The organism is Kineococcus sp. R86509 (genome assembly GCF_042466365.1).
GTDB lineage: Bacteria > Actinomycetota > Actinomycetes > Actinomycetales > Kineococcaceae > Kineococcus.
Window position 1 is genome coordinate 1,220,737 of sequence record NZ_JAXHCE010000001.1, and the last position, 12,193, is coordinate 1,232,929.

Below are 12,193 nucleotides of genomic sequence, written 5' to 3' on the forward strand. Positions count from 1 at the left end.
AATCAGGATGAACGGCTCCGACGAACGCCAGACCCCCGACGGCAACGGTCACGCCCCGTCCGGCGTGGCGACCGGCGGAGCCTTCCCCGGCACTGTCGTCACCACCCAGGCCCGCGGCAGCGACGAGAACCGCGGCTGGGGGGAGAACTCCCCCACCCAGCCCCAGCAGTGGGACTGGAACCAGGCCGGCTACGGCCAGCCCTCCCAGGGTGAGCAGTCCGGCCACCAGTACGGGCAGCGCGACCCGTGGACGACCCCCGGCGGCCCGACCCCGCCCAACGGCAACGGCGGTGACGACCACGGCCGGGGCGGGGGCGGTGGCGGGCGCGGCCCGCGTCGTTCCCCGGGCTGGTTCGGGGTGGCCGGGGCCGCGCTGGCCGGTGCCGTCGCCGCGAGCCTGCTGACCGCGGCCGCGGTCGGCGCCTTCGGCCAGGACACCTCCGCCTCCGGGTCGGGCGCGTCCAGCTCCTCGTCCAGCTCCGCCCAGATCCAGGGCGTCAGCGAGACGACCGTGAACTGGCAGGCCGTCGTGAGCGCGGTCGCGCCGAGCGTCGTGGCCGTCACCGTCGAGGGTTCGGCGGGCACGGCCGAGGGGTCCGGCATCGTCTACGACGCCTCCGGCTACATCGTCACCAACAACCACGTCGTGTCGGGTCTGGGCACGGGGGCGACGATCACCGTCACCCTCTCCGACGGCCGCGAGTACAAGGCGACCATCAAGGGCACCGACACGGCGACCGACCTCGCCGTCATCCAGCTGAGCGACCCGCCGAGCGACCTCAAGGCCGCGACGTTCGCCGACTCCGACGACGTCGTCGCCGGCCAGGCCGTGATGGCGCTGGGCAACCCGCTGGGCCTGTCGGGCAGCGCGACGACGGGCATCGTCTCGGCCCTGGACCGCCCGGTGCTCACCCAGGCCGAGGACGAGAGCCAGTCGCAGAACCCCTTCGGTCAGCAGCAGCAGCAGCAGACGACCGGTGAGACCGCGGCCACCAACGCCATCCAGACCGACGCCGCGATCAACCCGGGCAACTCCGGCGGGGCGCTGCTGGACTCCTCCGGCAAGGTCATCGGGATCAACTCCTCGATCGCCTCGTTGAGCTCGAGCTCGAGCGCGACGCAGTCCGGCAGCATCGGCCTGGGCTTCGCCATCCCCTCCAACGAGGTCAAGATGATCGCCGACCAGCTCGTGAAGTCCGGGACGGCGCAGCACGCCTGGCTGGGGGTCAGCCTCTCCGAGAACCCCGCCACGGTCACCGTCGGCGACGTGACCCGCGAGGGTGCGGAGGTGGCCGACGTGACCAGCGGCGCCCCCGCCGCATCCGCGGGCGTGCAGAAGGGTGACGTCATCACCGCGGTCGACGGACAGACGGTCGACGGCTTCGAGTCCCTCACCGCGACGATCCGCGGCAAGGCCGTGGGCAGCTCCGTCGAGCTGACCGTGGTGCGCAACGGCGCCGAGCAGAAGCTCACCGCGACGCTGACGGCGCGCGCCGAGAACTGATCCCGAACGCCTGAGGCCCCGCTCCCGGACACCCGGGGGCGGGGCCTGCTCGCGTCAGGCGTCGGGTGCGACCAACGGCGACCACCAACGCTCCGCCGGGACGGCGAGGACGCCCTCCCCGACGCAGACCCCGTCGTGGACCACGACGGTCCCGGTCGGCGTCCGGCTCCACCGGCGGCGGAAGCCCCGCACGCGGCCGGTGAGCTGCGCGACCTCCACCAGGTCCGGGCCGGTGACGAGGTAGTGGGTGCCGTGCGGGAGCGGGACGACGTCGGCGCGGACGACGTCCACGCGCACCCCGTCCTCCACCCCGCTGGCGAGGACCTTCTCGCCCCGCCGCTTCGGGGTGCGCAGGCCGGCGGACTGCAGGCGGCGCAGCAGCTCCCGGGTGCTGACCCGGGTGGCGCCGGCGGCGACGGCCTCCTCGACGCGCTCCTCGGGGACGTCGTAGTGGTCGCCCTCGAAGGCTCGGCGGGGGATCCCGAGGCGGGCGGCGAACGCGTGCAGCTCCTCGGTGGAGGTGTCGCTGGCGAGGTGGGCCCACCACCGGCCGTGGCCGGGGAAGCGCGCGGTGTCGACGAGGACGGTCACGCGCGGGCCGTCCGTGCGTGCACAGGGTGCGACCACTGCTGGACCAGGCGCGGATCTGTGGACAACGCGGCGGTGCTCCCCCGGTGGCGACCTACGTTCCTCGTGCGCCGGGTCGTCCGGTCGTTCACGAGTCCGCGGGCGTGTCCCGCGGGGAGGAGGATCCCATGAGCCGGTTCGAGGTCGACAGTGCACGCGTCCAGCAGGCGAGCGCCGCCGTCGCCGTCTCCTCGGGCAACGTCGCCACCGAGGTCGAGGGCATGATGCGGCACCTGCTGGATCTGGAGTCGTGCTGGAAGGGCAGTGCGGCGTCGAGCTTCCAGGCCCTGACGCAGCGGTGGCGTCTCACCCAGGACCAGGTGCGGACCACGCTGGAGGAGATCCAGCAGGCGCTGGCGCGGGCCGCGCAGCAGTACGCCGACGTGGAGTCGGCCAACGCCCGGATGTTCACGGCCTGACGCAGCGGAGGCCCCGCGCTCGGTGCGCGGGGCCTACCGGTGGTGCGCCTCGATCAGGCGGCGTGCGAGAGCGGCGTCATCTGCGCTCCGGGGACGCTCCAGCGCATCTCCAGGTGCCGACGGCCCGACGCGTCGCGGACTTCGATCCAGTGCGCGGTGGGCGTAGCACCCGTGGTCAACGTGGCCTTGGTCTGAGTGTTGTTCATGTGCCACCTCCTGTTCATCTTCCGTTCACTTTACCGGTCAGTAGAGGATCGGCAAGCCACACCGGAACTTCACACGTAGTGACCTGTCCCACACGGAAGATCACCTCCCCCCGGGAACGGGTCCGCCCGCGCACCCCGCCTTACCCTTGGTGGGTGACCCCTGTCGATCTCGGTGTGCCCCGTCTGCGGCGCAGCCCGAGCAAGGACGCCGACGCCCCGCGCTTCGCGACGGGGGCCCTGGTCGACCAGCACGGCCGGACGGCGCGCGACCTCCGGGTCTCCCTCACCGACCGCTGCAACCTGCGCTGCCACTACTGCATGCCTCCCGAGGGCCTGCCGTGGCTCGAACGCAGCCGGGTGCTGGACGACGAGGAGACCATCCGGTTGATCCAGGTCGCGGTGCGCGACCTGGGCGTCCACGAGGTGCGCTTCACCGGTGGGGAACCGTTGCTGCGCAAGGGTCTGGAGCGGATCGTGGCCGCGACCACCGCGCTGCGCACCGACACCGGGGAGCCCGTCCGCACGTCGCTGACCACCAACGGCATCGGTCTGCACCGGCGGGCCGCGGCCCTGGCCGAGGCGGGACTGACCCGGGTGAACGTCTCCCTGGACACCCTGCGTCCCGACCGCTTCGCCGAGATCACCCGGCGCGACCGCCTCGCCGACGTCCTGGCCGGCATCAGCGCGGCCGCCGCCGCCGGCCTGGCCCCCGTCAAGGTGAACGCCGTGCTGCTGCGCGGGACCAACGACGACGAGGCCGCCGACCTGCTCCGCTGGGCCCTGGAGGGCGGCTACCGACTGCGGTTCATCGAGCAGATGCCGCTCGACCCGCACGGCACCTGGCGCCGCGAGGACATGATCACAGCTGAGGAGATCCTGGCCGCCCTGCAGGCGGAGTTCACCCTGCTGCCCCGTCCGGACAGCGCGCGGGGTGCGGCACCGGCCGAGACCTGGGACGTCGTCGGGGCCGACGGCCTGCTGGGCGACGTCGGGATCATCGCCTCGGTCACCCGGCCGTTCTGCGGGGACTGCGACCGGACACGACTGACCGCCGACGGCCAGGTGCGGACCTGCCTGTTCTCCAGCACGGAGACGGACCTGCGCGACGCGATGCGCTCCGGTGCGGACGACGCGAGCCTGGCCGCGACGTGGCGGGCGGCGATGTGGGGCAAGCTCCCCGGCCACGACATCGACGACCCGGCCTTCCTGCACCCCACCCGGCCGATGAGTGCGATCGGTGGCTGAGTCGGTGGACGAGATCTCGGTGCTGGTGCGCTTCTTCGCCGGTGCGGCCGCGGCCGCGGGGGTGGAGGAGGAGAAGGTGCTCGTCCCGGTCGGGGCCACGGTCGGCTCCCTCGTCGAGACCCTCGCGCTCCGCGGCCCCGAACTGGCCCGGGTGCTGGCCGCCTCCAGCTTCCTGGTCGAGGCCGTCTCGGCCCGCCCGGAGGACGCCCTCGCCGACGGCGTCACCGTCGACGTCCTGCCCCCCTTCGCCGGGGGCTGAGCTCAGCGGCCGAGCCGGGCGATCGAGCCGGCCAGGTGCACCCGCATCGCCGCGCGAGCGGTCTCGGCGTCGCCGCGTTCGAGCGCACCCAGCACCGCCTCGTGCTCGGACACCACCTGCTCCAGCGATCCCGGTTCACCGGCCAGGCGGGCGCTGGGCATCGCGATCATCGGCTCGCCCAACGTGCCCACCAGGTCGGCCAGGTACCGGTTCCCGGACGCGACGGCGATCGCGCTGTGGAAGTGGAAGTCCGCGCCGACGGCGTCCGCCGCCCGGTCCTGGGCGGCGGCGAACGACCTCGCCGCGCGGCGTACGACGGCGAGCTGCTCCTCACTGCGCCGGGTGGCAGCCAGGGCGGCCGCCTCGGTCTCCACCCCGAGGCGGAACTCCAGCAGCTGGACGCGGTCGGCCCGGGAGCCACCGATCTCGGGCGCGAACGTCCGCCCGCTCGGCCGGGCCAGCACGAACGACCCGCGTCCCTGCTGGGTCTCGACCAGGCCGGCGGCCTGCAACCGCGACATGGCCTCGCGCACCACCGTGCGCGACACCGAGAACTCCCCGACGAGCTCGCTCTCGGAGGGGACGGGCCGTCCCGGGGCGAGGTCGCCGTCGACGATCCGGGCGCGCAGGACGTCGACGAGGGCCTGGGTGCGGGTGGTGGTGCGGGTGGTCACGAGACGCCGAACTCCACGGAGTCGGTCGTCCACGCCCGGGCCTGGTCGGTGAGGGTGAACCCCAGCCCCGGACGGTCGGGGACGATCATGCGCCCGTCGACGGTCTCGAGCCGTTCCTCGAAGAGCGGGTTCAGCCACTCGAAGTGCTCCACCCACGGCTCCCGCGGGTAGGTCGCCGCGAGGTGCAGGTGGATCTCCATCGCGAAGTGCGGCGCGAGCTGCAGCCCCGCCTGGTCGGCGAGCGCCGCGAGGCGCAGGAACGGGGTGATGCCGCCGATGCGGGGGGCGTCGGGCTGGATGACGTCGGCGGCGCCGTGCTCGATGAGGGCGATGTGCTCACCGACGCTGGAGAGCATCTCACCCGTCGCGATCGGGGTGTCCAGCGCGCGGGCGAGGTCGGCGTGCCCGACGGCGTCGTAGGCGTCGAGGGGTTCCTCGATCCAGACCAGGTCGAACTCCTCCAGCGCGCGTCCCATCCGCAGCGCGGCGGGCCGGTCCCACTGCTGGTTGGCGTCGACCATGAGCGGGACGTCGGCCCCGAGGTGCTCGCGCACGGCGGCGACCCGGCGCAGGTCCTCGCGCTGGTCGGGCTGGCCGACCTTGATCTTGATGCCGCCGATCCCGGCCGCGAGCGACTCGTCGGCGCGGGCCTGCACCTGCGCCAGCGGGGCGTGCAGGAACCCACCGGAGGTGTTGTAGGCGCGGACGGAGTCGCGGTGGGCGCCGAGGAGCTTCGCCAGCGGCAGCCCGGCGCGCTTGGCCTTGAGGTCGTAGAGGGCGATGTCCAGCGCCGCGATGGCCTGCGTCGCGACGCCGCTGCGCCCGACGGAGGCTCCGGACCAGAGGAGCTTCGTGTAGACCTTGGCGATGTCGTTGGGGTCCTCGCCGAGCAGGTCGGCGGCGACCTCGCGGGCGTGGGCGTACTGCGCCGGCCCGCCGGCGCGCTTGGAGTAGCTGAACCCCGTCCCCGAGAAACCCTGGTCGGTGCTGATCTCGGCGAAGAGGAAGACGATCTCGGTCATCGGCTTCTGCCGGCCGGTGAGGACCTTGGCGTCGCTGATGGGCGTCGGGAGCGGCAGGGTCGCCGTCGAGAGCCTGACGTGGCGGATGCGGTCGGGGACGTAGTGCGCCTGGACCCGTGGTGCGGGCTCGTCGACGAGGGTCACGGAACTCAGCTCCTTCGCTGTCGGTCCACTCATCGTACGAGTCGATCAACTCGTCCGACAAGTGCTCAGCCCAGGAAGGGTTCGGGGTCGAAGGTGCCGTTGCGGCGCCGGAACTCCCCCGCCGTGTCCGGCCACAGCAGCGTCAGCCGGCCGCTGCGCTGATCGACGTACCAGCTCGAGCACCCGCCCTGCAGCCACACCGAACGCGCCGCCATCGCGTCGACGTCGGCGGTGTAGGCCTGCTGCGCGGCCCGGGAGACCTCCAGCGAGCGGTCGTGGGTCCCGAGGTGGTCGAGGGCACCCAGCAGGTAGCCGAGCTGGCTCTCGATGACGTGCAGGGCCGAGTTGTGCCCCAGGCTCGCGTTCGGGCCGTCGAGGACGAACAGGTTCGGGAACCCGTGCACGACGGTCGAGGCGTGCGACACCATCCCCTCCGCCCACGCCTCGTCCAGCGTCAGCCCGTCCCGCCCGACCACGCGGCGTGCGTAGGGCTGACGGGTCGCGTGGAACCCCGTCGCCAGCACGACGACGTCGAGGTCGTGGCGGGACCCGTCCTCGGCGAGCGCGCTGCGCCCCTCGTAGCCGACCAGGGCGGGCGCCAGGGTCACGTCGTCACGACCCAGCGCGGGGTAGAAGTCGTCGGAGAGCAGGACGCGCTTGCAGCCCACCTCGTAGTCGGGGGTCAGCGCCGCGCGCAACGCCGCGTCCGGCACCTGCGCCGCGAGGTGGTCGAGCGCCCTGCGCCGCAACGGCTCCAGCGCGGACGGGACCAGCCGTCGGGCGGCCAGACCACGCTCCATGTCGGTGAACGTCTCCTCCCGGACCGCCGCCGGGACCCGCGGGTCGGCCGTGAACTCCGCGAGCTCCGCGGCGCTGTAGGCCCGGTCCCCGCGCGGCACGACGTAGGGGGCGCTGCGCTGGAACACCGTCAGGTGCGCCGCGGCGGCGGCGAGGCGCGGCACCACCTGCACCGCCGAGGCTCCCGTCCCGACGACCCCGACCCGGGCGCCCGCGAGGTCGAGGGAGTGGTCCCAGCGCGCGGTGTGGAAGACCGGCCCGTCGAAGGCGTCGAGACCGGCGGGCACCCGGGGTTCGGTGAGCCGGCCCGCCGCCAGCACGAGGACCCGGGCGCGCACGGTCCCGGTGCTCGTCGCGAGCACCCAGTGGTCCTCCTCCCACCGGGCCCGGAGGACCTCGGTCCGCAGCCGGACGTGGTCGGCGACCTCCCGGGCGCAGGCCCGCAGGTACTCCTGGATCTCGGCGCCGGGGGCGAACACGCGCGACCAGTCGGGTTTCGGGGCGAAGGAGTAGGAGTACAAGTGCGACGGGACGTCGCAGGCGACCCCCGGGTAGGTGTTGTCGCGCCAGGTCCCGCCCACCTCCTCGCCCCGTTCCAGGACGACGAAGCTCTCCCGGCCGCGGCGGGACAACTGCAGGGCGGCACCGAGACCGGCGAACCCCGCCCCGACGATCGCCACGTCGATCCGGGCGTCGATCCGGACGTCGGTCATGGACGGACGGGATCCCCGTAGCGCGTGGTGCGTTGCCGCAGGGGACGTCCCAGCCGCTCCGCCAGCGCTGCGGCGTCCGCCCGGGTCAACGTCGTGCCCTGTTCCTGCCCGGCCGAGGGGTCCAGCGAACCGTCCAGCAGCAACCCGCCCAGATCGTCGGCGCCGCCCCGCAGCAGCTGCTTGGTGAGGTCCAGGCCGTGCTTGGGCCACGCGGCCTGGACGTGGTCGATGCGGCCGTCGAGCAGCAACCGCGCGACCGCGTGCAACGCCCGGACCGCCCGCGGCGAGGGGCCGGCCGGCGAGGGCATGGCGATGAACTCGGTGAACCCCTGGGTGCGCGCGGCGGTGTCGGCCAGCAGCCGGAGGTGGGCGACCTGCTGGGCCGGGGTCTCCGGGCCGCCGTGGACCAGCGTGCTCGTCGAGGTCAGTCCGACCTCGTGCGCGGTGGTGACGACCTCCAGCCAGCGGGCGACCGGCAGGTCCGCGACCCCGTCGTTCAGCACGGTCCGCACGTCGTCGTCGAGGACCTTCGCGGCCGTCCCGGGCACCGAGCCGAGCCCGGCGTCGCGGGCGGCGAGCAGGAACTCGCGAACGCTGGAACCCCGGCGCCCCGCGGCGTCGAGGACCTCCGGGACCCGGAAGGCGTGCAGGTGGATCCCGGGCGCGGCGGACGCGACCACCTCGACGAGGCGCAGGTAGCCCTCGGCCCCGGCGGCGGCGGGCACCGCGCCCTGGACGCAGACCTCGGTCGCCCCCAGCGCGGCGGCCTCCCGCACCAGGTCGCGCACGTGCCCGGGGTCCGCGCCGACGAGGGTGCCGTCGAGGTTGCGGTTCACCACGAACGTCAGCGCGTCACCCAGCCGGTCGCGCCGGACCGCGTCGGCGAGCGCGGCGAGTTCCTCGAGGTCCTCGCCGTCGGCGCCCAGCAGGACCACGGCCTCGGCGTCGGTCAGCGCGTGGTGGTCGCGCGCGGCTCCCGTGAGCGCCGCACGGACCGAGACATCGGGAACGGGCACCGCAGGAGGCTAACCGCCGCCGGTGGCCTCAGGGACAGGCGACCCACTCGGAGGTCCCGTCGGTGAAGTGCTGGTGCTTCCAGACCGGCAACCGGTCCTTGACCTCGTCGACGAGACGCGCGCACACCGCGAACGCCTCCCCGCGGTGCGCGGCGGAGACCGCGACGGCGAGGGCGACGTCACCGATGGCGAGGTGACCGAGGCGGTGACTCACCGCGACGGCGTCGACGGGGCTGTCGGCGACGACCTCGGCGACCACCGCGGCGAGCACGTCGGCGGCGCCGGGGTGCCCGACGTACTCGAGCTCGCGCACCGGGGCACCGTGGTCGTGGTCGCGGACCACGCCGGCGAAGGTGACGACCGCCCCGGCGGCGCGGTCCCCCACGAGGCGGGCGTGCTCGTCGACGTCGAGGGGCTCGGTGCTGACGGCGGTCCGCACGACCCGACGGGCCGGGACGGACAGCCGCGACGCGTCGGGCCGCGCGCCAGGAGTCGATGCGGTGCTCACGAGAACGAGGGTAGGTGTTTCGCGACCCGGCACCGTGGGAGAGACTCCCCCGGTGACGCACGTGAGCGGTTGGCGGGTCGTCGTCCCCGTCAAGGGCGGAGGTGAGGCGAAGTCCCGCCTCGCCCTGCCCGGTCCCGCACGCCGGTCCCTGGCGCTGGCGATGGCGCTGGACTGCCTCGCCGCCTGCCTCGGGACACCCGGGGTCGGCCTGGTCGTCTGCGTCAGCGACGACCCCGACGTCACCGCCGCCGCCCGCGCGACGGGGGCGGTCACCGTCTCCGCGGGTCGTCCCGGGTTGGGGGCCGCGATCGAGGCCGGTGTCGCCTGCCTGGACCGCGGCCCCACCGCCGTCCTGCTCGGCGACCTGCCCGCCCTGCGACCGGAGGACCTCGCCGCCGCCCTGGCGGAGGCGCTCGCCCTCCCCGGCCCGGCCCTGGTCACCGACGCCGACGGGCGGGGCAGCGTCCTGCTGGCCGACCGGGACGGCGCGCCCCCGCACCGCTTCGGCCCGGACTCGGCCCGGGCCCACCGGGCGGCCGGCGCCCGCGCGCTGACCGCGCCCTACCCGTCGCTGCGGCGCGACGTCGACACCGTCGACGACCTGGCCGAGGCCCTCGCCCTGGGGGTCGGCCCCCGCACCGCCGCCGTCCTCGCCTCCGCAGCGATCCCCCTGCCCTGAACCCACTTCCCTGAACTCGCCGCCCTGAACCGCAGCACCGGAAAGGCACCATGAGCAACCCCCTGCCGTCCCCGCGCCGCCGCCACGCGGCGCCGGTCAGCGCCGCCCCCACGGCCGCCGAGATCACGGACGCCCTCGAGCTCGCCGCCCGCGGCGAGCTCGACGCAGGACACGCCGAGGTCCTGCTGCACGCCCGCGGTGACAACCTGCAGGCGCTGTGCGACCTCGCCGGGCCCGTCCGCGACGCGGCCATGGCCCGGGCCGGACGCCCCGGGGTGGTCACCTACTCCCGCAAGGTGTTCGTCCCCATCACCCGGTTGTGCCGGGACCGCTGCCACTACTGCACCTTCGCCACCGTCCCCGGCCGGCTGCCCGTGCTGTTCCTCTCCGAGGACGACGTGCTGGAGATCGCCCGCGACGGTGCGGCGATGGGCTGCAAGGAGGCGCTGTTCACCCTCGGGGACGCCCCCGAGGACCGCTGGCCCGCGGCCCGCGCGTGGCTGACCCAGCGGGGTTTCTCCTCCACGCTCGACTACGTCCAGCACCTGGCCCGTCGCGTCCTCGACGAGACGGGACTACTGCCGCACCTCAACCCCGGCGTCATGTCCTACGAGACCCTGCTCGCCGCCAAGCCGCTCGCCCCCTCGATGGGGATGATGCTCGAGACGACGTCGAGCCGGTTGTGGACCGAACCGGGGCAGGTGCACTACGGCTCCCCCGACAAGGACCCGGCCCTGCGGATGCGGGTCCTGCGCGACGCCGGCCGGGCGGGGGTGCCGTTCACGACGGGGATCCTCGTCGGCATCGGCGAGACCCTCGCCGAACGCGTCGACTCGATCCTGGCGATCAGGGACGTCATCGCGGAGTTCGACGGGATCCAGGAGGTCATCGTCCAGAACTTCCGCGCCAAGGACGACACCGCGATGCGCGGGGAGGACGACCTCGGCCACGGCGAGTACCTCGCCACGATCGCCGTCTCCCGCTTGCTGCTCGGGCCGGGCGTCTCGCTGCAGTCCCCGCCGAACCTGTCCGACCCGGGCCAGCGCGAACAGCTCCTCGCCGCCGGCGTCGACGACTGGGGCGGGGTGTCCCCGCTGACCCCCGACCACGTGAACCCCGAACGTCCCTGGCCGCAGCTCGACGACCTCGCCGAGACCACCCGGGCTGCGGGTTTCCGCCTCGCCGAGCGGCTCACCGCCCACCCGCGGTTCGTCCTCGACGCCCTCGCCGGCGGGACGCGCTGGATCTCCCCGGAACTCCTGCCGAGCCTCGCGGCGCTCGCGGACCCGGAGACCGGACTCGCCGTGGAGTCGGCGAGACCCGTGGGAAGGTTGGCCGCGTGACGTTGGAGATCCCGCCCCCCACCGACGCCGAGGTCGCGATGGCCCGGTTCGTCGGGGCCCAGCTCGTCCCCGACGGCCGACCCCAGGTCGAGGAGTTCCTGAACCGCGAGGAGACGCAGTCCCTCGACGTGCTGACCGCGCACGACTGCCCGTCGCCGGGGTTCACCTCGGTGTCGACGATCTCGCTGCACCGTTCACCGAACCTGGTGAACGGCAACGACATCCGCGTCGAGCTCGTGACCGTCCTCGAAGGTGTGGAGCCGCGCCTGGCGACGGGGCTGCTCGTCGCGTCGTCGTTCACGGCGATGGGCGAACCCTGGCCGCTCTCGCCCGGGGTCGTGTTCCCCGGCATCGTCGCCGACCTCCTCGGCGGCCGGACCGAGCACCTGGTGTTCACCGCCCCGGGGAACTTCCCCCGGTTGCAGCGCTGGACGCTGGAGGCCGACGAGCTCCAGCCGGGGACCGACGTCTACTGGTTGCAGGCCGTCCCGATCCACGAGGTGGAGCGGAAGTACCTGCTGGCCCACGGCCTGGACGCGCTGGAGAACCGGTTCGCCGACGCGGAGATCGCGTTCTACGACGTCGGACGCGACCCCGTCGCGCTCTGAGGCCCGCGGTCACCCCGGCGACGCTACCGATCCGCCTCCGGCAGCAGCCGGGACGGTGCCTTCGCCGCCCAGGCGTCCTGCAGGGCCTCCTCCAGGTCCGCGTCGTCCACCGCGTCGAGCGCGACGAGGTAGGCCGCGTAGCCGGCGAAGTGCGGGATGTCGAAGAACCCCGCCCGGTCCTGCGCCAGCACGGCGTCCTTCTCCCCCAGGTCCTCGCAGGCGATCGCCAGGATCGGGCCGGTGGGGACGGGGTCCGTGCCGAACCGCTTGACGTCGGCCTTCGTGAACGGCCGCTCCCAGCTGAAGCCCTGCCCGGCCACCGACCAGGCCCGGTGCCGGAAGCGCTGCCCCACCTCCACCTCGGGCAGGGCGGAGGCCAGGCGGTGCACGTCGTCGTAGGTCGCCACCGGTACCTCCGGGTCAGGGAT

At 74.0% G+C, this 12,193-nt stretch carries 14 protein-coding genes and 1 pseudogene; 7 read left to right on the forward strand and 8 right to left on the reverse strand.

Annotated features, from left to right (window positions below; translation table 11 throughout):
• The first annotated feature begins 7 nt into the window (after positions 1 to 7).
• A complete protein-coding gene (locus SJY07_RS05715; protein ID WP_328295215.1) occupies positions 8 to 1,504 on the forward strand; it encodes a trypsin-like peptidase domain-containing protein in 1,497 nt (498 codons plus the stop codon).
• Between the two features lie 54 nt (positions 1,505 to 1,558).
• Here SJY07_RS05715 and SJY07_RS05720 read toward each other — a convergent pair whose 3' ends face one another.
• The gene (locus SJY07_RS05720) at positions 1,559 to 2,095 is read right to left on the reverse strand and encodes a DUF4031 domain-containing protein (RefSeq protein ID WP_380157630.1); all 537 of its coding nucleotides are present in this window, start codon (positions 2,093 to 2,095) and stop codon (positions 1,559 to 1,561) included.
• A gap of 164 nt (positions 2,096 to 2,259) precedes the next feature.
• Between SJY07_RS05720 and SJY07_RS05725 the strand changes: the two genes are divergently transcribed.
• Complete coding sequence (locus SJY07_RS05725; RefSeq protein WP_328295213.1) at positions 2,260 to 2,550, forward strand: WXG100 family type VII secretion target; 291 nt, start codon at positions 2,260 to 2,262, stop codon at positions 2,548 to 2,550.
• Between the two features lie 53 nt (positions 2,551 to 2,603).
• Here the strand turns inward: SJY07_RS05725 and SJY07_RS05730 are convergent, their stop codons facing one another.
• Positions 2,604 to 2,756: a hypothetical protein gene (locus tag SJY07_RS05730; RefSeq protein WP_328295212.1), complete on the reverse strand. Its 153-nt coding sequence runs from the start codon at positions 2,754 to 2,756 to the stop codon at positions 2,604 to 2,606.
• Between the two features lie 153 nt (positions 2,757 to 2,909).
• On the opposite strand from SJY07_RS05730, the gene moaA reads away from it, so the two are divergent.
• Both moaA and SJY07_RS05740 read left to right on the forward strand, forming a co-directional pair.
• On the forward strand, positions 2,910 to 4,001 hold the full coding sequence (gene moaA / locus SJY07_RS05735) for a GTP 3',8-cyclase MoaA (protein WP_380157633.1): 1,092 nt from the start codon (positions 2,910 to 2,912) through the stop codon (positions 3,999 to 4,001).
• Positions 3,994 to 4,260, forward strand: a complete 267-nt coding sequence (locus SJY07_RS05740; RefSeq protein ID WP_380157635.1) for a MoaD/ThiS family protein — start codon at positions 3,994 to 3,996, stop codon at positions 4,258 to 4,260. The genes moaA and SJY07_RS05740 overlap by 8 nt, the downstream gene beginning before the upstream one ends.
• A gap of 2 nt (positions 4,261 to 4,262) precedes the next feature.
• Here SJY07_RS05740 and SJY07_RS05745 read toward each other — a convergent pair whose 3' ends face one another.
• The 5 genes from SJY07_RS05745 to SJY07_RS05765 are packed head-to-tail and all read right to left on the reverse strand — an operon-like array spanning position 4,263 to position 9,090.
• On the reverse strand, positions 4,263 to 4,934 hold the full coding sequence (locus SJY07_RS05745) for a FadR/GntR family transcriptional regulator (RefSeq protein ID WP_380157637.1): 672 nt from the start codon (positions 4,932 to 4,934) through the stop codon (positions 4,263 to 4,265).
• Positions 4,931 to 6,133, reverse strand: coding sequence for a mandelate racemase/muconate lactonizing enzyme family protein (locus SJY07_RS05750; protein ID WP_380157639.1), 1,203 nt, complete (start codon positions 6,131 to 6,133; stop codon positions 4,931 to 4,933). The genes SJY07_RS05745 and SJY07_RS05750 overlap by 4 nt, the downstream gene beginning before the upstream one ends.
• Before the next feature lie 32 nt (positions 6,134 to 6,165).
• On the reverse strand, positions 6,166 to 7,611 hold the full coding sequence (locus SJY07_RS05755; protein WP_380157641.1) for a flavin-containing monooxygenase: 1,446 nt from the start codon (positions 7,609 to 7,611) through the stop codon (positions 6,166 to 6,168).
• Positions 7,608 to 8,627 carry an FO synthase gene (locus tag SJY07_RS05760; protein ID WP_380157643.1) on the reverse strand — a complete coding sequence of 340 codons (1,020 nt, stop codon included), beginning with the start codon at positions 8,625 to 8,627 and terminating at the stop codon, positions 7,608 to 7,610. The genes SJY07_RS05755 and SJY07_RS05760 overlap by 4 nt, the downstream gene beginning before the upstream one ends.
• A 28-nt stretch (positions 8,628 to 8,655) precedes the next feature.
• A complete protein-coding gene (locus SJY07_RS05765) occupies positions 8,656 to 9,090 on the reverse strand; it encodes a molybdenum cofactor biosynthesis protein MoaE (protein WP_380162186.1) in 435 nt (144 codons plus the stop codon).
• A 97-nt stretch (positions 9,091 to 9,187) separates the two neighbouring features.
• On the opposite strand from SJY07_RS05765, the gene cofC reads away from it, so the two are divergent.
• The 3 genes and pseudogenes from cofC to SJY07_RS05780 all read left to right on the forward strand — a co-directional run bounded on the left by cofC (position 9,188) and on the right by SJY07_RS05780 (position 11,765).
• Complete coding sequence (gene cofC / locus SJY07_RS05770) at positions 9,188 to 9,814, forward strand: 2-phospho-L-lactate guanylyltransferase (protein ID WP_328295204.1); 627 nt, start codon at positions 9,188 to 9,190, stop codon at positions 9,812 to 9,814.
• Between the two features lie 50 nt (positions 9,815 to 9,864).
• A pseudogene (cofG, locus tag SJY07_RS05775) lies at positions 9,865 to 11,145 on the forward strand (7,8-didemethyl-8-hydroxy-5-deazariboflavin synthase CofG); the annotation flags it as partial.
• An 8-nt stretch (positions 11,146 to 11,153) separates the two neighbouring features.
• On the forward strand, positions 11,154 to 11,765 hold the full coding sequence (locus SJY07_RS05780; protein ID WP_328295202.1) for a suppressor of fused domain protein: 612 nt from the start codon (positions 11,154 to 11,156) through the stop codon (positions 11,763 to 11,765).
• Between the two features lie 23 nt (positions 11,766 to 11,788).
• On the opposite strand, the gene SJY07_RS05785 is transcribed toward SJY07_RS05780, so the two are convergent.
• Positions 11,789 to 12,172, reverse strand: a complete 384-nt coding sequence (locus tag SJY07_RS05785) for an MmcQ/YjbR family DNA-binding protein (RefSeq protein WP_380157646.1) — start codon at positions 12,170 to 12,172, stop codon at positions 11,789 to 11,791.
• Positions 12,173 to 12,193: the final 21 nt, after the last annotated feature.